The sequence below is a fragment of the Blattabacterium cuenoti genome, from assembly GCF_014252095.1.
In the GTDB taxonomy this organism is placed as follows: domain Bacteria; phylum Bacteroidota; class Bacteroidia; order Flavobacteriales; family Blattabacteriaceae; genus Blattabacterium; species Blattabacterium cuenoti_F.
The window spans coordinates 74,645-94,261 of sequence record NZ_CP059210.1; the positions used below are offsets into that span (position 1 = coordinate 74,645).

A 19,617-nucleotide genomic window follows, 5' to 3' on the forward strand; every position below is an offset into this window, starting at 1 on the left:
GGATTATTATGTTAAAACTAAATAAAAACCATGAATCCTCTATAAGAGAACCATTGATTTTAGGAAATAAAACGTTTCAAAATATCACAGAGGATATTTTGAGACCAATAGAAAATAAAGCTGGAAAGCTATGGTGGATATCTTTATTAATCTCAATTATGGCTTTTTTATGGGGTTTAGGATGCGTTTTTTATACTATAGGTACGGGAATAGGAGTCTGGGGTTTAAATAGAACTATAAATTGGGCTTGGGATATTACTAATTTTGTTTGGTGGGTTGGAATTGGTCATGCTGGAACTTTGATTTCTGCTGTTTTATTATTGTTTCGTCAAAAATGGCGTTTATCTATTAACCGATCAGCTGAAGCTATGACTATTTTTGCGGTTATCCAAGCTGGATTATTTCCTATCATACACATGGGAAGACCATGGAATGCTCATTGGGTTTTGCCAATTCCAAATCAATTTGGTTCTTTGTGGCCTAATTTTAATTCTCCACTTTTATGGGACGTATTTGCTATTAGTACTTATTTTTCTGTTTCTACTGTGTTTTGGTTTATGGGATTAATTCCAGATTTTGCTATGATCAGAGATAGAGTCACAGATCCTATACAGAAAAAGATATATGGAATTCTTAGTTTTGGATGGGGAGGAACATCCAAAGATTGGCAAAGATTTGAAGAAATTTCTTTATTGCTAGCTGGATTATGCACTCCGTTAGTTTTTTCAGTACATACTATTGTTTCATTTGATTTTTCTACTTCTGTGATTAAGGGTTGGCATAGCACTATATTTCCTCCTTATTTCGTAGCTGGAGCTATATTTTCAGGTTTTGCAATGGTACAAACTTTATTGGGAGTAGCTAGAAAAGTCCTTTCTTTAGAAAGTTATATAACTAGAAATCATATTGAATATATGAATATGATCATTTTATTAACAGGAGGAATAGTTTTATTAGCTTATATATCCGAATTTATCCTTTCATGGTATTCTAGCAGCCCTTTCGAAGAGTTCACTTATTTTTCTGTAAAAGCTGCAATAGGACCATTTTGGTGGGCTTTTTGGGCGTTAATTATTTGCAATGTATTGATTCCCCAATTTTTATGGATTAAATCTGTAAGAAGAAGTTTTTTTTGGTCTTATATCATAGCAATTTTTATCAATATTGGAATGTGGTTTGAAAGGTTTGATATTATTGTTTTAAATCTAAGTCATGATTACTTGCCTTCTTCTTGGACTGGTTTCATGCCTTCATTTGTGGATGTAGGGATATTTATAGGAACTATTGGTTTTTTTTTCGTTCTTTATTTGTTATACATACGTGTATTTCCAGTTATATCACAAGCAGAACTAAAAACAATATTGACCTTGAAATGGTCCAAAAAAAATGTTATAAAAAATGAATAAATCCGTATTTAATATTCAGGCCTTATATGATCATGAAGATTTAATGATAAATCATTTAAAAATTCTTCGAAAAAAGAACATCAATATACATGAAGTTTATTCACCTTTTCCCATTCATAATTTGAATAAATTACTTAAATTAAAAAAAACAAATTTGTCCTTTTTATCTTTTATCTATGGACTTATAGGATTTTTTTTATCTATTTTAATAACTTGGTATACAATGATTTATGATTGGCCTCAAAATATTGGAGGAAAACCATCTTATTCTTGGATTCAAAATGTTCCTTCTTTTATTCCTGTCATATTTGAATTATCTATTTTTTTTTCTGCACATTTTATGTGCATAACTTATCTTTTTCAATGTAAATTATTTCCAGGATCTACTCCAAAAAATCCGGATCCTAGAACTACTGATAATATGTTTCTAATAGAAATTTATACAGAAGAAAATGCTGAAAAATTACGGAATTTTTTAAAAGAAAATGGAGCTATGGAAGTGAATATAACTAAAATAGCTCAAATATGAAAAATCAATATCTTTATGTTCTTATCCTTTTTATATTTATAACACTGAATTCTTGTTGGTTTGATAAATCAAAACCTAATAGAGTATATATGCCGGATATGTACTATTCAGATGCATACGAGCCTTATTCAGATCCATATCCAAATTATAAAAAAACTCTTAAAAAGAGTGGAATTACTCTTTTTATAAAAGGGAAAACTTCATCTCTTTTGCCTGTGAAAGGAACTATTCCAAGAAATTCTTATGGATTTAATTTTTATCCATCTGATGGAACCCAGAAAGGATATAATCTATATAAAAAAATATTGAAATCCCCTTTAAAAAAGAGTAATAAGGAGGAATTCAATAAAATCATAGAAGACGGAAAAAATATCTATAAAATTAACTGTTCTATATGTCATGGAGAAAATGGAGATGGACAAGGTTTTTTAGTAAAAAAAGAAAAAATATTAGGAATTCCCAGTTATAAAGATAGAGATATTACCATTGGTAGTATTTATCATGTGATTACTTATGGAAAAAATAACATGAGTTCCTATGCCTCTCAATTAAATGAAATAGATAGATGGAAAGTGGCAGAATATATAATGATTCTAAAGAATCAATAGTCTAAAAAAATAAAAGATGTATCAATTTTCTCAAAAAAAGAAAAAAATTATTATTTTTATAATGTTCATAGGTTTTTTTATTCTTCTTTTTGATCAAACTCCTTTTTCAAAGAAAATTTTTTTTTCCAAAAAAAAAGAACTTTTTTTAGAAAAGAAATCTATAGAAAATAAAAAAAATACTTTACAAAAATCCGAAAAAATAGAAAATCAACCCTGGATAGGATTATATATGTCTCTATTTTATTTTACCAGTATTTCTCTAGGATCTTTATTTTTTTTAGGGATACAATATGTCTCCAAATCCGGATGGTCTATTATCATCCATCCTATCATGGAAGAAATTTCTTCTTTTATTCCATATGGAGGAGTGATGATTCTAATAATATTATTATTAAATGCTATGGATTACATTCATATATTTCATTGGATGGATCCTACTTTATATGATCCGAATTCCTTAGAATATGATAAAATCATTGCAAATAAAAAGTTATTTTTAAACATTCCCTTTTTCTTAATCAGAAGTTTGATCTATATAATTGGCTGGTGTTTTTTTTATTTCAAAATAAAAAAAACATCTTCTATTTTAGATAAAACATGTTCTTTGAAAGATTACAAAAAACTAAATTTTTTATCTATCATATTTATAATATTTTTTTCTATCACATCTATTTTTATGGGATGGGACTGGATAATGTCTTTGAATCCTCATTGGTTTAGTACTTTATTTAGTTGGTATATTTTGAGTACCTATATGGTAACAGGAATAAGCACCATTACTATAATTTCTATTTATCTAAAAAAAAAAGGATGTTTACCTTTTTTTAATGAAAATCACTTACATGATTTAAGTAAATACCTTTTTTCCAGTAGTTTACTGTGGACTTATTTGTGGTTTTCACAGTTTATGCTTTATTGGTACGGAAACATTCCGGAAGAAATTTCTTTTTTTATAAAAAGAAAAGAAGTTTACGGATCCATTCATTTTTGGATGCTCATTCCAAATTTTTTGATTCCCTTTTTAGGTTTAATGAGCAGTAGATGTAAAACGAACCCAAGAATAGTCTTGACAATTGCTAGTATATTACTTTTTGGACATTATATAGATATATATAATTTAATAGCTCCAGATGTAAATGGAATCTTTGATGCTCAATTTGGATTATCTGAAATTGGATCTTTTCTATTGATAGGTTCTATTTTTAGCTATATTTTATTTAGAAACTTAAACAAAAAAAAACTTCATTCTATTGGAAACCCTTTTTTTCAAGAAAGTAAAAAATATAAATATCCTTATATATAAAAATAACGGTGATAACTGAACATATTTTCTATTTTTATAATGAATCGATCATTTCCTAGAATAGGTTTTTTCTGTAAAGTAGAATACTTTTACGGATAAAAAAATCACAAGATTTCATAAAAAAACTTTTTTGATAAAAAAAGAATTTTAATCATGATTTTTTTCTTTTACAAAATTCATTATGGATTTATTAGATCCAAAAAGTGTCAATATATCTCCTTTTTGAAGAATAGTATCTCCAGTTACCAATCCAACCACTTTTCTTGTAGATGAACTTCCCTTTCCCTTATACAACATCTGATTTTTCATATCTCGTATTACCGTGATTAAAGAAACGGAATATTTTTGTGTTAATTTTAGACTTTTCACAGACTTTCCATGAAAAGAATATGGAGAAAAAACTTCTGCAATAGAATATTTATTATCCACTCTAAAATAATCTAAAGCATAATTAAAGGATATTTGTTTAGTTAATCTGAAAGCTGCGTCTTGCTCTGGATGGACAACATCGTTAATCCCCATAGCTTCTAATATGGTATCATGTATTTTTGATAAAGATCGACTAACTATTCTAAGGTGTTTATATTTTTTTAATATCGCCGTAGTGACTATTGATGATCCTTCGTTTTCTCCAATAGCTACAATTCCTAAATCAGCTTGTTGTATCGGCAATACTTTATAAGCGGCTTCATTATTAGCATCCATACATACAACATTGGCTATATGATCTTTTAATAAATCTACTTTTTCCATTTTATAGTCTACTCCAAAAACTTCATGACCATTGTCTGTTAAATTGAGAGCTAAAGATCTTCCAAAATTTCCTAATCCGATAATTATAATTTTCATATGAGAATATTTCCTTGAGGAAATCTATAATAATAATGACTATTTATTCTATTTTTTAATAATCCTACCATAATATTAAAAATTCCAATTCTTCCTAAGAACATTAAAATGATTAACACGAACTTACTTCCATTAGATAAATTAGAAGTAATCCCTAAAGATAATCCTACTGTTGAAAAAGCGGAAAAAACTTCAAAAGAAATGGATAAAATCTCTTTTTCTGGATCAAAAAAAAGAATAATCAAAATACTTATATATATGACAATTAAAGATAATATGATAATAGCAAAAGAACGTCTAACAGACTCTGAAGAAATCTCTTTTCTTTGAATTTCTAATCGATTATTTCCTCTAGATAAAGAAATCACATTCATTAATGCTAATGCAAAAGTACTTGTCTTAATTCCTCCACCTGTAGAAGCGGGAGAGGCTCCAATCCACATCAAAAAAATCGTAAATAATATAGTAATTGGGGTCCATTTATTCAGGTTTAATACTTGAAATCCTGCTGTTCTAGATGTGGCAGAAGAAAAAAATGAAGCAATCCATTTTCCAGTAAAAGAAGGATGTTCGATAAGAGAGAAATGAAATTCACTGAAATAATAAAAAATGGTTCCAAAAAAAAGTAAGATAAAGGTTGTGAATACAACAATTTTTGTATTCAAAGTAACAATATGAGCAGGATATCTCAAATATTCCTCTTTAAAAACTCTATAAAAATATTTTTTGATTGTCATCCATATATATGTAAAAAAGTTAAATAAAATATTAAAACCTATTCCTCCCAATATTAATAAACAGGCAATAATAAATTGTAATAGATAATTAAATCTAACAGATTCAGAATAAAGACCTTCACTAAGAGTAGAAAATCCACTATTACAAAAAGCGGATATAGAATGGAAAATAGAAAAAAATAAAAGACTATCAGTTTCTATAAAACTTTTTTCCTTATTAATAGAAAAATAAATTAACAAAGTTCCTATAATTTCTACTGTTAAAGTAAACAGAACAACTTTTACGGCTAAACTAAGAACATTATTAGTAGTTTTTGTATTCAAAAAATTGCTAATGTATATTCCTTCTCTAAAAGAAATCCCGTCCATAAAAAAATAACTAAAAAAAGAAGTGATGGTTAAAATTCCTAAACCTCCGAGTTCTACTAACGTTATAATAATCACTTTTCCCAAATAGGTAAAATCTTTTGCGGTATCTAATACGACTAGACCTGTCACACAAACGGCACTAGTAGAAGTAAACAAGGCATCTATAAAGGATATTTTTTGAACTGTAGAAGTCGGAAGCATAAGCAAGACTGCCCCTACAAAAGATAGAAATACAAAACTAGTAATAAAAATAAAAGCAGGATTATGTATTTTGACATATATTATTCGCATAAAATAGGTAATACGAATCAATATGTATAAAGTCAAACAAATTAATAAGGTTATTTGTATATCTGTTGTTTTATCAGTTTTTGAAAAAAAGAATTGTCCAACAGAAAAAATAAAAGAAGTAATTAAAATAAAAAAAGATAAAAAAATCATGGATTTATATCCCTTGTAGAGACTCCTTTCGAAAAAAAAACAAAAATGAAAAATACTAAGTAGGAATACGATTCCCATGAGAATTCCTATATCTAAAACAGGATTTAGAAATGTTTTCCATCCTAAAGAAATAATTATATAAAAAAATGTTATTGGAGTTATAAATGGTAATATATTTCTGAATATAATTTGGGTCATGACTGGCTCTGCTTACTCTTAGTATGAAATATTTTTTATTCTCATATTCTTTTATTTTCTTTGCACACTGATATCCTATAATCCTATAACAGGTTAATAATTAGTTCCTATTTTTGTTTTTCTTATTTTTTTCATGCCATTTAAACTGAATAATTTTCCGGTAAAATAAATAATTTTATTTTTAATGATGGCATGGACTCCAATAGGTGGATAAAACATCCACCTCCTAAAGGTTTCAAAAATTAACGTTCTATACTGGAAGATAGAGAATCACAATTTTTCCAATTTACAAATTAGAATGAAATAAAATGGATCCTATGAAAACAATGTCTCTGAAAGACTTAGTGAACTTCTATTGATTGAGAAATAATCCATGAGCTATTTCTTTTCCTATTCTAATAATTCTATTCAAAAAACTCTTTATTTGGTTTTATAATTAATTATAAATAAAAAGGAATAAACTCTTCAATGTTATTGAATTTTTTATTACAAAATTTCACGTAAGAAAGAAAAGACATATCCATGGCAGATGGATAAACAGGAAAAATAAAACGAAAATTATCCGTAAATAACTTCTTTACTTTTGGAAAAGTTATATTCCCAAATAAATATACTTTTTTATTTTCTGTTATAGATTGAAAAAAATCACTACCAAACTTCTTGATAGAAATAGGACATAATCTTTTTTTAGATCTATTATATAAAGTTGTATAAAAAAAATCGGATTTTGCATGTATCATAGGAATTAAAAATCCATCTTGGACATCTATTTTTTGACTCAAGATAGTTAATGAATCTAATGATAATAAAGGAATCCCTAAAGCATAACATAGACCTTTAGCAGCCGATACTCCTATTCTTAAGGAAGTGTAGGACCCGGGACCTTGACTTACACAAATGGATTGTAAATCATTTATATTAATCTTTGAAATTTTTATAGCATATTGTATAAATGTATGTAATTTTTCTGAATGAAGATGTTTATCCGTATGTTCTTCTATGGAGATTAAGCCTATCCCGTTTTTTGCTATGCTAACCGAGCAATTTTTTGTAGAAGTTTCCAAATTTAGGATCAAAGTCATCTTTATTTATTATTTTTTTTCACAACCAAAATATCTAAAATCTATTTGAAATGATAAATAATGCAAAAAAAATAGTTCATTATATTGTCCAGTGGTTAAAAAAATACATAAAAAAAACTCAATCAAATGGTTTTGTTATTGGAATATCCGGAGGAATAGATTCTGCTGTGACCTCCATATTAGTAGCTATGACTAAATATCCAATTTTTACATTAGAAATGCCTATTTTAGAAAAAAATCCAAATTTTCTATCTGAACAACATGTAAATTTTTTAAAATCTAGATTTTTAAATATTCATCATTTAAAAAAAGATCTATCTTCTTTATTCACTTCTTTTATTCACACTATAAATGATAATATTACAGAAAAAAAAAATAAACCTTTAGCCTTAGCCAATGCAAAATCTCGTCTCCGTATGTTAACTCTATATTATTACGCAAATATAGAGAATTGTCTAGTGGTGGGAACTGGAAATAAAGTAGAAGATTTTGGAGTTGGATTTTTTACAAAATATGGAGACGGAGGCGTAGATATACATCCTATAGCAGATTTAACTAAAAGTGAAATCCGTTGTATTGCTAAAGAATTAAATATTCTTGATGGAATACAAAAAGCTGAACCTACAGATGGATTATGGGAAGATCAAAGATCCGATGAAGATCAGTTAAAAGCTACTTATGAAGAATTAGAATGGGCCATGAAAATCGCAAAAAAAAAGGAAAAAAATTTTCATGAAACCTTTAAAAGAAGAGAATATGATATTTTAAAAATATATCAATATCTACACAAAAAAAATGAACACAAGATGAGACCTATTCCTATCTGTAAAATTCCTGATATTTTAAGAAATGGAAAAATAATCTCCTGATTCTTGGAAAACAAAGAGAAACATATCAATCCAAAAACCTTTTCGTACCTTTGTTTTTCATGGATTAAGTTAAATTATGATGGGAGAAGAGTATAAAAAATTTTTAGAAAAAGATAATAAGGATACTAATTTTTTAGAAAATCATGGAACTCCACTACGTGATGATGCTTTTCTTATAAGCGACGAAAAAAAAATTGATAAAATAGAAAAACATTTTTTCCACATCATGGAAATTTTAGGTTTGGATATGAATGATGATAGTTTACGTAGTACACCTAAACGTGTAGCCAAAATGTTTATAAAAGAAATATTTAGCGGACTAAATCCAAAAAATTATCCTCATTTATCCACCTTTGAAAATAAATATAAGTATAATCAGATGTTGATAGAAAAAAACATAATCGTTTATTCTACTTGTGAGCATCATTTTCTACCTATTGTTGGAAAAGCACATGTTGGTTACATTTCCAATGGAAAGGTTTTGGGTCTTTCTAAAATTAATAGAATCGTAAATTTTTACGCAAAAAGACCACAAGTTCAAGAACGTTTAACTATGCAAATTGTTAAATCTTTGCAAAAGATATTAAATACAAAAGATGTGGCTTGTGTTATAGACGCAAAACATTTATGTGTAAATTCTCGTGGAATTCGAGATATAGACACCAGAACTATCACTACTGAATTAGTAGGAGCATTTAAAAGAGATTCGGAAATTCGAAGAGAATTTTTCCATTATATTGGAAGATCATGATCTTACTGAAGATAGAAGAAAACTATCTACGTTATATACGAGATCATATAAAAATATATAATTCTTTTACCGAAAAAAAAGAATTATTTAAACCTATTCACAAGGAATATATAGGAATTTATGTTTGTGGACCCACGGTTTATAATCACCTTCATTTGGGAAACTGTCGTACTTTTATATTATTCGATTTAGTTTTTCGTTATTTTAAACATTTAGGTTATAAAGTACGCTATATCAGAAATATTACGGATGTAGGACATTTAGAAAATGATAGTGATGAAGGAGAAGATAAAATTCATCAAAGATCTCGTTTTGAAGGACTTGAACCTATGGAAATTGTTCAAAAATATACTTTATCTTTTCATCATATATTAAATATTTTCAATACTTTACCTCCAAGTATTGAACCAACAGCTACTGGTCATATTATAGAACAAATTGATATGATTCAAAAATTGATTCAAAAAAATCTAGCTTACGAAAATAATGGATCTGTTTATTTTGACGTCAAAAAATATAGCCAATTATATTCTTATGGAATATTGAGTCATAATAGAATTGATCAACTTGTTCAGAAAAAATCTGATTTTTTTGGTGAAAAACGACATTTTCAAGATTTTTCTCTTTGGAAAAGAACTAAACACAGTCATATTATGAACTGGAATTCTCCATGGGGAAAAGGAGTTCCAGGTTGGCATATAGAATGCACCACGATGAGTACAAAATATTTAGGAGAATTTTTTGATATTCACGGTGGAGGAATAGATCTTAAATTTCCCCATCATGAATGTGAATTAGCACAAGCCATAGGAATTTATAACAAGAATAATCTTGCAAATTATTGGATGCATACAAATATGCTTACTTTAAATGGAAAAAAAATGAGTAAATCTACAGGAAATTACTTATCCACAAAAGATTTAATATCTAAATATCATCCAATAGTCATTCGATTCTTTATATTACAATCTCATTATCGTAGCCTTTTAAACTTTTCTCAAAAAGGACTTATAGATGCTGAAAAAGGATATCATCGTTTAATTAATGCAATAGAAAAATTAGAATTTTTTTCTAGTGATAAAAAAAATATATCAAAATTTGATGTAAATAAATGGATAAAAAATTGTTATGAAGCTATTAATGATGATTTTAACACCCCATTATTAATCTCTCATCTTTTCAAAGTGACTCACATTTTGAATCATTCTATTAACTATATAGGGGATTCTATCCATTTATTAAAAAAATATATGAATCATTTTTTATTTGATATACTTGGTCTTCAAAAGATAGAAAAAAATTCCTTTGAAACAACGTCTAAAAAATTAGACATACTCACTGAAATATTAATAAGAATTCGAATAGAAGCAAGAAAAAAAAGAAACTGGGTTCTTTCAGATTTAATTCGCGAAGAACTATCCCGCGTAGGGATTTCATTACATGATGAAAAACTTATTTAGTTGTTTTGTTTTAAAGCTTGATCTATATCTTCAAGAAGATCTTCTTCATTCTCTATTCCAAAAGATAAACGTATAAGAGAATCTTGAATTCCTGCGTTTCTTCTAACCTCTAAAGGAGTAGATTTATGAGTCATAGTTGCCGGATGACAAATTAAACTTTTTGTTCCTCCTAAACTTTCTGCTAGTTTAAATAATTTAGTAGAGGTTACAACTTTTTTTGCCGCTTCTATAGTATCCTCTCTAAGACTAAAGGACACGATTCCTCCGAAATATAGTTGTTGTTTTACTGCTATTATATGATTTTTATGCTGGGATAATCCAGGATAATAAACCTTATCGATATAGGTATTTTTTTCTTCCAATAAAAAAGAAGCTATTTTAAATGCATTATCAGATTGTTTCTTGATACGTAGATACAAAGTTTGACAACCTCTGATAGTTAACCAACAATCAAGAGGAGATAAAACCCCTCCAGTAGCATTTTGAATGTATTTGAATTTTTCATATAAATCTGGATTTTTCACGGTAATTAGTCCAGCTAATACATCTGAATGTCCTGCTAGATATTTTGTAGCACTGTGAATAACTATATCTGCTCCTAAACTGAGAGGATTCTGAAAAGCTGGAGTAGCAAAAGTATTGTCTACAACAACTAAAATGTTAGGGTTTATTTTTTTAGAATGTTCACTAATATACTTAATATCAGATATTTTTAAAGTAGGATTAGTAGGAGATTCTAACCAAACCATCTTAGTTTTAGGAGTAAGAATAGAAATAACATTTTCTGCATAGGTAGTATCCACAAAATGGGTTTGAATTCCTAATTTTTGATACAAATTTAATAAACGAAAAGTTCCTCCATAAATATCATCTACAGCAATTATTTCATCTCCACATTCTAATAATTTCAAAACAGCATCTACAGATGCTAATCCAGAAGAAAAAGCTAAACTTCCATAGCCTTTTTCTAAATCTGTAATTAATTTTTCCAATATTTTTCTTGTAGGATTATTGGTTCTTGTATAATCAAAACCTTTATGAACTCCAGGAGATTCTTGAACATAAGTAGAAGTCTGGTATATGGGAGTAGATATGGCTCCTGTTAAAGGGTCTGATAAAATGTTTTGAATTAGTTTTGTTTCTTCCTTCATTGCCATTATATTTTGCACAAAATTATATACAAATGTACTCTTTCAATTCAAAAATTCAAAAAATGGAATTTTTAAATTCTTTATTTTATGGAAAAAAATCTAAATTTGTTTTCTACTTTTTTTTGAATGACTTTAGCTTTAAAAAAATTAGGATTATATTACTTTTTAATTTTTCTTTTTCTTATTCATTCAAATCTTTTTGCTAATGAAAATGAAAATAAAAAAAATATAGATGTAGCCAAGACTATTCTTGAACATGTAAGTGATTCTCACGAATGGCATGTTTTAGGGAATCATGAAAAGGGAATTATATTTTCTTTACCAGTGCTTTTGTGGAATAATGGATGGGAATTTTTTTTATCCTCTCAATTTTCTCATGGAAAAGTAGTAAAAGGAAAATATGGAAATTATAAAATGTTTCAAGAAAAAATATATAAAACAAATTCTTTTGGAAGTTTATATATAGATGCAAGAGGTTCTCCTAAAAATGATAGACCTTTGGATTTTTCTATTACAAAAAATGTAGTGTCTCTTGGAATATCCTTTTTAATATTATGTTACATTTTTAGGAGAATGAGGTTGAGCTATAAAAATCATCAGATAAAGTGGAATTTCGGAATTTTCTTAGAATTCTTAATCTTATTTATTCGTAATGAAATAGTTATTCCCCATGTTGGGGAAAAAAAATATAAAACCTATTTTCCTTTTTTATTGACTGTGTTTTTTTTCATATTAGTTAATAATTTAATAGGTCTTTTGCCAGGATTTCCAAATGTGACAGGAAATATAAGTGTCACATTGGTTTTAGCAGTAATTACTTTTTTCATAATCAATATTAAAGCCAATAAAAATTATTGGAAACATATTTTTTGGATGCCAAATGTTCCCATAGGAATAAAATTTTTGTTAGCCCCCATAGAATTTATTGGAATTTTCATTCGTCCATTGACTTTATGTATTCGTTTATTTGCTAATATTACTGCTGGACACATCATTATTTTAAGTTTTATTTGTCTTATTTTTATTTTTAAAAATTTTTTTATTGCTAGTTTTTCCATTATTTTCTGCTTTTTTATTTCTTTGTTGGAAATTATGGTGGCTTTTTTGCAAGCCTTTATTTTTACGAATTTATCTGCTTTACTTATAGGAATGGCCGTAAAGGATTATGAACATAAAACGTATTAAAATAATATTATCATTATGGATATAGATTTAACTTATTCAGGTTTAGCCGCTTTAGGTGCTGGAATTTCTGTCATAGGGGCTGGTTTAGGAATTGGTAAAATTGGAAGTTCAGCAATGGATGCTATTGCTAGACAGCCTGAAGCTTCGGGAAAGATACAAAACGCCATGATTGTTGCTGCAGCTCTTATTGAAGGGGCCGCTCTTTTTGGAATAGTAACCGCTTTATTAGCTGTGTTTAAATAAGTTTTGTATCATGGATTTGGTTACTCCTTCTATCGGTTTAATTGTTTGGCAGACAATAATATTTCTGATATTGATCTCCTTTCTTTCCAAATACGCGTGGAAACCAATTATGAAATTCATTGATCAAAGAGAGGAAAAAATTAGAATTTCTATAGAAAATGCGGATCTAGTTCAAAACGAATTGAAAATGGTAGAAAACAAAAAAAATAAAATTTTGAAAGAAACTCGCATAAAAAGAGATAGAATTTTGGAAGAGGCCATTCAAATGAAAGAAAAAATAAAAAATAAAGCTATAGAAGAAGGTGTTTTAGAGAAAAAAAAGCTTATAAAAGAGACAAAAAAAATTATACAGGTAGAGAGAAAAATGGCTATACAAGAATTGAAAGATCAAATAATTGATATTTCCATAATAATTTCCGAAAAAATCTTAAAGAAAGAGTTAGATCCAAGTCAAAAAACGAATAAACAAGAAAAATTTATCAAAGAATTAGTAAAAAAATTATAAAAATGTTTTCGAAAAAAAAAGTGGCTAGACATTATGCTAAAGTTCTTTTTGAACATTCTATGAATCACGAGAAATGGAGTTCTACTTATCATAAAATTAAAAAAATATCCTTTCTATTATCTCAAAATCTTGATTTGAATAAGGTTTTGTGTACCTCTTTGTTAAGTCTTTCAAGGAAAATACAAATTTTAGAAAAAATTTTCTATCCTTTCGATCCTTTTATTTTTTATTTTATAAAAATTTTAACAGTACGAAAAAGAGAACATCTTTCTAAAAAAATTTTTTTGGAATATCAAAAAATTTATCAGGAAAAAAAAGGATTGTTAAAATGCTACCTTATTTCTGCTTTTCCATTAAAAATGGATCTTCAAAAAATTATTATAAATAAAATCATTTCAGAATCAAAAAAATATCAGATTATAAATAAAATAGATGGATCCATTCTTGGAGGTTTTTTGCTTCGTATAGGATACAAAGAATGGGATTTTAGTGTGAAAAAACAATTATTTTGTATTCAAAAACTATTAAAAAATTCAGTTTAAAGTATTTATTTTCATGTCCGATTTAAAATATTCTGAAATATCATCGATTCTTAAAAAACAATTATTGGATTTTCAATATGAATCAAAATTATCTGAATCCGGGGTGATTGTTCAAGTAGGAGATGGGATAGCTCGATCTGTTGGATTGAATTCTGTATTTTCTGGAGAAATAGTTGAATTTCATTCAGGAATAAAAGGAATAGTCTTGAATTTGGAAGAAGATCATGTAAGTATAGTATTAGTAAATTCCTCAAAAGATGTCAAAGAAGGAGATATTGTAAAGCGTACAGGAAAGGTTCTTTCTATTCCAGTTGGAGAAGGAATGCTAGGTCGTGTAGTGGATGTATTAGGAAATCCGATTGATGGAAAAGGTCCTATAGAAGGGAATTTATTTGATATGCCTTTGGAAAGAAAAGCTCCAGGTGTTATTTATAGAGAACCTGTAAAAGAACCTCTTCAAACAGGAATTAAATTTATAGATTCTATGATTCCTATAGGAAAAGGACAAAGAGAATTAATTATTGGAGATAGACAAACAGGAAAGACCACTATAGCCATTGATACGATTCTAAATCAGAAAGAATGGGATAATACAGATAAAAAAGTTTATTGTATTTATGTAGCTATAAGTCAAAAAGGATCTACAATAGCCAGAATCACGAAAACTTTAGAGGAAAAAGGGGGCATGTCCTATACAGTTATAGTCGCTGCAAATGCTTCTGATTCAGCCGCAATGCAAGTTTTTGCTCCGTTTTCTGGGACAGCTATTGGAGAATACTTTCGTGATACGGGGCGTTCTTCTTTGGTAATTTATGATGATCTATCCAAACAAGCGGTTTCTTATAGGGAAGTATCTCTTTTATTACGACGTCCTCCTGGTAGAGAAGCATATCCAGGAGATGTTTTCTATTTGCATTCTAGATTATTAGAACGCGCATCTAAAATAATAAAAGATACAAAAATAGCTCAAAAAATGAACGATATTCCAGAATCTATCAGAGAACATGTAAAAGGTGGAGGTTCTTTAACCGCACTTCCTATTATTGAAACACAATCTGGAGATGTTTCTTCTTATATTCCTACCAATGTCATTTCTATAACAGATGGACAAATTTTTTTAGAAAAAGATCTATTTCATTCTGGAGTACGTCCTGCAATTAATGAAAGTATTTCTGTTTCCCGGGTAGGAGGTTCTGCTCAAATTCCATCTATGAGAAAAATATCTGGAACTTTGAAATTAGATCAAGCTCAATTTAGAGAATTGGAATCTTTTTCAAAATTTGGTTCTGAATTAGATCCTACAACTATGGAAATTATAGAGAAGGGAAGAAAAAACATAGAAATATTAAAACAACCTCCTCATTCTCCATATAATATAGCCGATCAAATTGCTATTATTTATGCTGGAACTAAAAATCTTTTAAAAAAAGTACCTATTGAAAAAATATCCTCTTTTGAAAAGGAATATCTCTTTTATTTAAATGAAAAACACCAAGAATTATTGAAAAATTTGAAAAAAGGGATTTTCAACAAAGAATTATCTGAAATACTGGAAAAAACTGCCATGGAACTAAGTGAAAAATATTCTTCTTAAGAGAAGTTTTATGTCTAATCCAAAAGAGATCAAAAAAAGAATTTTTTCTATAGCTTCCGTTGTAAAAACAACGGAAGCTATGAAAATGATTTCTATCGTGAAATTACGGAAATCCAAAGAATTGCTTTTCCATATCAAAAAGTACTCAGAATCTATAGAGCAATTATTTCAACATTTTCTGTTATCATTCCATGATCAATTAGAAAATATTCAGGATAATAAATATTTTTTTTCTTCAGGAGAAAAGAAATTGTTTATAGTCATAACTTCTAATCGTGGATTATGTGGAGCTTTCAATTCCTTGATCTTTGATAAAATTCATAGATATATTCAAGAAAACGGTTTTTTGAAAAAAGATTGTATTTTTTTTTCTATCGGAAAAAAAGGATTTGATTTTTTATCGAGAAAATATAATATGTATAAGAAAAAAAAAATACCAAAGAATTTTACTTATAAATATCAAGATGTAATTTTTTTGGTAAAAAAATTAATTGAAGATTTTTTATCCAAGAAATTTCATTCAATATATTTGATTTACAATAATCTAAAAAAATCCTTCTTTCAAGAAATAATTATAGAACAATTTCTTCCAATTCTTTTTACTGAAAATAAATCCTCAAAAAAATCATCAAATTATTCTATTTTAGAACCATCTAGAGAAGAAATTTTGGATTATATTATTCCTAAATTTCTTAGCGTGAAACTATTTAAAAGTATATTAGAATCATCTACTTCAGAACATACTGCACGTATGATGTCTATGCATAAAGCTACAGAAAATGCCTCTGACATTAAAAAGAATCTTATGTTGAACTATAATAAAGAAAGACAAACTTCCATTACTGAGGAAATACTTGAAATTATTAGTGGATTAGAAGCTTTAAGGGAAACTAATTAATAAGGAGTGAAGGACATTCCGTTTATTTATTACGTAATGTCATAAGATAAGGTTTTTTATTTAACATAAAAAAAATTATGAAAAAAATATTAACAGGAATTCAAAGTACAGGAACTCCTCATTTAGGGAATATTTTGGGAGTTATAATCCCATCTATACATATGGCTAATCATTCCGAATACTCTTCGTTCATCTTTGTGGCCGATTTACATTCACTAATACAAATAAAAGATTTAGAAACTATCCGTTATAATACTTATCAAATTGCGGCAGCATGGTTAGCTTTTGGTTTAAATACAGAAAAAAGCATATTTTATAAACAATCAGATGTTTCCGAAGTCACTGAATTAGCTTGGTATTTTAATTGTTTTTTTCCTTATCAAAGACTTACATTAGCTCATTCTTTCAAAAGAGAAATTAGTCGGAAAGGAAAAATTAATGTAGGTTTGTTTACATATCCTATGTTAATGGCGGCTGATATATTGCTTTATAATGCAGAAGTCATTCCAGTAGGAAAAGATCAGTTACAACATATAGAAATAACACGTCATATAGCTAGTCGTTTAAATAAAAAAATAGGTCAACAACTATTTGTTTTACCTAAAGCTTTCATGCCAATAGAAATTGGATTAGTTCCTGGGACAGATGGAAAAAAAATGAGTAAATCCAAAAAAAATTGGATTAATATTTTTTCTTCAGATCACATTCTGAAAAAACAAATTATGAGCATTCATACGGATAATAAATCTTTAAAAGAAAAAAAAAATCCGGATAAAGATTGTATAATGTCTTTGTACAGATTGTTGGCTCCACTTGATAGAGTAGAAGAAATGAAAAAAAGATATATAGAAGGAGGATATGGATATTTAGAGGCTAAAAAAGAATTATATGAGTGTATTATAAAAAGATTTTCCTCTGAAAGGAAAAAATTTTTTTCTCTTGTAAAGAATAAATCTTTATTAGATCGTATTTTTTATTTAGGAGCTAAAAAAGCAAGAAATATAGCTTATGAAAGATTAAATCAGATTCGAAAAACTTTCAAATTTAATTCTTTATCTAAAATTTGACATTATGTCATAATGACACAATTATAAAACATGGCAAATCTTTTGCTTCTAGAGCATAGAATTGTTTTCTAAATATTTTTTATGTTATGAATATCAATCAAAAAAATACTGATTCTCAGGATGAAAAGAATCCTGTAGATTTATCTGAAATGGAAGATTCTTGTCAAGAAAAAAAAGAAAATTCATTAATAAAAGAAGTAGAAATTTTTAAAGAAAAATTGGAAAAAGAAAAAGATAAATTTTTACGTCTTTTTGCAGAATTTGAAAATTATAAAAAACGTATTCAAAAAGAAAGATTTGATCTTTTTAGATCTGCTCATCAAAAAATTATTATAGATTTAATCCCTATTTTAGATGATTTTGAAAGAGGACTTAAAGAGCTGAAAAAATCAAAAGATGAAGCTCTCATTCAAGGAGTATCTCTAATACAGGAAAAACTCATAAAAATTTTAAAAGAAAAAGGATTGAATAAAATAAAAATAAAAAGAGGAGATGATTTTAATACTGATTTCCATGAGGCCATTACACAGATTCCAGCTACGCCAGAAAATTTAAAAGGAAAGATTATGGAGATTATAGAATCTGGATATATTCTACAGGAAAGAGTTATACGACATGCAAAAGTTATTACTGGAAAATAATAAACTTTTATCTTCATGGTGAAAAAAGATTATTACGAAGTATTAGGTATTTCTAGAAATGCTTCTTCAGAAGAAATTAAAAAGGCTTATAGAAGATTAGCCATTAAATATCATCCAGATAAAAATCCGGATAATAAAAAGAAAGCAGAAGAAAAATTCAAAGAGGCTGCTGAAGCTTATGAAGTATTAAGCAACTCGGAAAAAAGACAACGTTATGACAAATTTGGACATGCCGGTGTTAAAGGAAGTAGTTCTGGATCAGGAATGAATATGGAAGATATTTTTGCAAATTTTGGAGATATTTTTTCGGACGCTTTTGGAGAGGGATTTTCTAGTTTTGGATTTGGAAAATCAACACGAAATAAAACTATTAAAGGAAGCGATTTGAGAATCAGAGTAAAACTGACCTTAGAAGAAATAGCCAACGGAATAGAAAAAAAAGTAAAAGTAAAAAGATTGAAAGTAGCTAGTGGCGTTCAATTTAAAAATTGCACTTCTTGCAATGGAACGGGGCAAATCACCCGTATAGCCAATACCATTTTAGGGAGAATGCAAACAACTTCTCAATGTTCCATATGCTCTGGAACTGGAAAAATTCTTGATAATATCCCTTCTGGAGCTAATAAACATGGATTAATGAAAGAAGAAGAACTAGTAAATATAAAAATACCTGCAGGGCTTACAGAGGGGATTCAACTGAAAGTTTCTGGAAAGGGAAATGAAGCTCCATTTGACGGAATTCCCGGAGATTTAATTGTATTAATTGAAGAAATTCCTCATTCAAAATTAAAAAGAGAAGGCTGTAATCTTCATTATGATTTATATATCTCATTCCCAGACGCAATATTAGGAGCCTCAAAAGAAGTCCCGACCATTAATGGAAAAGCCCGTATTAAAATAGATCCAGGAACACAATCAGGAAAAACTCTCAGATTAAAAAATAAGGGATTACCTAATATTGAAGGATATGGATATGGAAGCCTTTTTATTCACGTGAACGTTTGGACTCCAAGAAAAATCAATGAAGAACAGAAAAAATTCTTTGAAAAAATGAGAAAAAATGAAAATTTTCTCCCTCATCCTGGAAATTCAGAAAAATCTTTTTTTGATCGCGTTAGAGAAATGTTTTCTTAAATTATATTTTTTTTCAAACTTCATGTGCTTCTTTCAACTTTACAAAAAAAATCTA

Annotated in this window: 20 protein-coding genes; 16 read left to right on the top strand and 4 right to left on the bottom strand. The window is 27.8% G+C overall.

What is annotated here, in order from left to right:
* The first annotated feature begins 8 nt into the window (after positions 1-8).
* The 4 genes from nrfD to H0H45_RS00315 are packed head-to-tail and all read left to right on the top strand — an operon-like array spanning position 9 to position 3,846.
* Positions 9-1,406: an NrfD/PsrC family molybdoenzyme membrane anchor subunit gene (gene nrfD / locus H0H45_RS00300; RefSeq protein WP_185866640.1), complete on the top strand. Its 1,398-nt coding sequence runs from the start codon at positions 9-11 to the stop codon at positions 1,404-1,406.
* Positions 1,399-1,935 (top strand): DUF3341 domain-containing protein, encoded by a 537-nt coding sequence (locus tag H0H45_RS00305; protein ID WP_185866641.1) that lies wholly within the window; start codon positions 1,399-1,401, stop codon positions 1,933-1,935. The genes nrfD and H0H45_RS00305 overlap by 8 nt, the downstream gene beginning before the upstream one ends.
* Positions 1,932-2,543 (top strand): c-type cytochrome, encoded by a 612-nt coding sequence (locus H0H45_RS00310; protein WP_185866642.1) that lies wholly within the window; start codon positions 1,932-1,934, stop codon positions 2,541-2,543. The genes H0H45_RS00305 and H0H45_RS00310 overlap by 4 nt, the downstream gene beginning before the upstream one ends.
* A gap of 16 nt (positions 2,544-2,559) precedes the next feature.
* A complete protein-coding gene (locus tag H0H45_RS00315) occupies positions 2,560-3,846 on the top strand; it encodes a hypothetical protein (protein ID WP_185866643.1) in 1,287 nt (428 codons plus the stop codon).
* A 147-nt stretch (positions 3,847-3,993) separates the two neighbouring features.
* On the opposite strand, the gene H0H45_RS00320 is transcribed toward H0H45_RS00315, so the two are convergent.
* From H0H45_RS00320 to tsaB, 3 genes are all read right to left on the bottom strand, one after another.
* On the bottom strand, positions 3,994-4,695 hold the full coding sequence (locus H0H45_RS00320; protein WP_185866644.1) for a potassium channel family protein: 702 nt from the start codon (positions 4,693-4,695) through the stop codon (positions 3,994-3,996).
* Complete coding sequence (locus H0H45_RS00325) at positions 4,692-6,440, bottom strand: TrkH family potassium uptake protein (protein ID WP_185866645.1); 1,749 nt, start codon at positions 6,438-6,440, stop codon at positions 4,692-4,694. Before H0H45_RS00325 ends, H0H45_RS00320 begins: the two co-directional genes overlap by 4 nt.
* Positions 6,441-6,880: 440 nt before the next feature.
* Positions 6,881-7,522 (bottom strand): tRNA (adenosine(37)-N6)-threonylcarbamoyltransferase complex dimerization subunit type 1 TsaB, encoded by a 642-nt coding sequence (gene tsaB / locus H0H45_RS00335; protein WP_185866646.1) that lies wholly within the window; start codon positions 7,520-7,522, stop codon positions 6,881-6,883.
* A gap of 50 nt (positions 7,523-7,572) precedes the next feature.
* Between tsaB and nadE the strand changes: the two genes are divergently transcribed.
* The 3 genes from nadE to cysS all read left to right on the top strand — a co-directional run bounded on the left by nadE (position 7,573) and on the right by cysS (position 10,602).
* A complete protein-coding gene (gene nadE, locus H0H45_RS00340) occupies positions 7,573-8,391 on the top strand; it encodes an NAD(+) synthase (RefSeq protein ID WP_185866647.1) in 819 nt (272 codons plus the stop codon).
* A gap of 76 nt (positions 8,392-8,467) precedes the next feature.
* Positions 8,468-9,142, top strand: coding sequence for a GTP cyclohydrolase I FolE (gene folE / locus H0H45_RS00345; RefSeq protein WP_394366643.1), 675 nt, complete (start codon positions 8,468-8,470; stop codon positions 9,140-9,142).
* Positions 9,139-10,602 carry a cysteine--tRNA ligase gene (cysS, locus tag H0H45_RS00350; protein ID WP_238785230.1) on the top strand — a complete coding sequence of 488 codons (1,464 nt, stop codon included), beginning with the start codon at positions 9,139-9,141 and terminating at the stop codon, positions 10,600-10,602. The genes folE and cysS overlap by 4 nt, the downstream gene beginning before the upstream one ends.
* Here the strand turns inward: cysS and H0H45_RS00355 are convergent.
* Positions 10,599-11,753: a trans-sulfuration enzyme family protein gene (locus tag H0H45_RS00355; RefSeq protein WP_185866850.1), complete on the bottom strand. Its 1,155-nt coding sequence runs from the start codon at positions 11,751-11,753 to the stop codon at positions 10,599-10,601. The two genes, cysS and H0H45_RS00355, sit on opposite strands and share 4 nt — an antisense overlap.
* Before the next feature lie 126 nt (positions 11,754-11,879).
* Here H0H45_RS00355 and atpB point away from each other — a divergent pair, with 126 nt between their 5' ends.
* The 9 genes from atpB (at position 11,880) to dnaJ (ending at position 19,562) form a co-directional block, all read left to right on the top strand.
* Positions 11,880-12,938 (top strand): F0F1 ATP synthase subunit A, encoded by a 1,059-nt coding sequence (gene atpB / locus H0H45_RS00360; protein WP_185866648.1) that lies wholly within the window; start codon positions 11,880-11,882, stop codon positions 12,936-12,938.
* Between the two features lie 15 nt (positions 12,939-12,953).
* Entirely contained in the window at positions 12,954-13,181 is a 228-nt protein-coding gene (gene atpE, locus H0H45_RS00365; protein ID WP_012821237.1) for an ATP synthase F0 subunit C, read from the top strand.
* 10 nt (positions 13,182-13,191) lie between these two features.
* Positions 13,192-13,686, top strand: coding sequence for a F0F1 ATP synthase subunit B (atpF, locus tag H0H45_RS00370; RefSeq protein WP_185866649.1), 495 nt, complete (start codon positions 13,192-13,194; stop codon positions 13,684-13,686).
* 2 nt (positions 13,687-13,688) lie between these two features.
* Positions 13,689-14,228, top strand: a complete 540-nt coding sequence (gene atpH / locus H0H45_RS00375; protein ID WP_185866650.1) for an ATP synthase F1 subunit delta — start codon at positions 13,689-13,691, stop codon at positions 14,226-14,228.
* 13 nt (positions 14,229-14,241) lie between these two features.
* Positions 14,242-15,822, top strand: coding sequence for a F0F1 ATP synthase subunit alpha (gene atpA / locus H0H45_RS00380; protein ID WP_185866651.1), 1,581 nt, complete (start codon positions 14,242-14,244; stop codon positions 15,820-15,822).
* A gap of 10 nt (positions 15,823-15,832) precedes the next feature.
* The gene (gene atpG / locus H0H45_RS00385) at positions 15,833-16,720 is read left to right on the top strand and encodes an ATP synthase F1 subunit gamma (protein ID WP_185866652.1); all 888 of its coding nucleotides are present in this window, start codon (positions 15,833-15,835) and stop codon (positions 16,718-16,720) included.
* 77 nt (positions 16,721-16,797) lie between these two features.
* Positions 16,798-17,787: a tryptophan--tRNA ligase gene (trpS, locus tag H0H45_RS00390; protein ID WP_185866653.1), complete on the top strand. Its 990-nt coding sequence runs from the start codon at positions 16,798-16,800 to the stop codon at positions 17,785-17,787.
* Positions 17,788-17,873: 86 nt separating this feature from the next.
* A complete protein-coding gene (locus H0H45_RS00395; protein ID WP_185866654.1) occupies positions 17,874-18,428 on the top strand; it encodes a nucleotide exchange factor GrpE in 555 nt (184 codons plus the stop codon).
* 15 nt (positions 18,429-18,443) lie between these two features.
* Positions 18,444-19,562, top strand: a complete 1,119-nt coding sequence (dnaJ, locus tag H0H45_RS00400) for a molecular chaperone DnaJ (protein ID WP_185866655.1) — start codon at positions 18,444-18,446, stop codon at positions 19,560-19,562.
* The last annotated feature ends 55 nt before the right edge of the window (positions 19,563-19,617 follow it).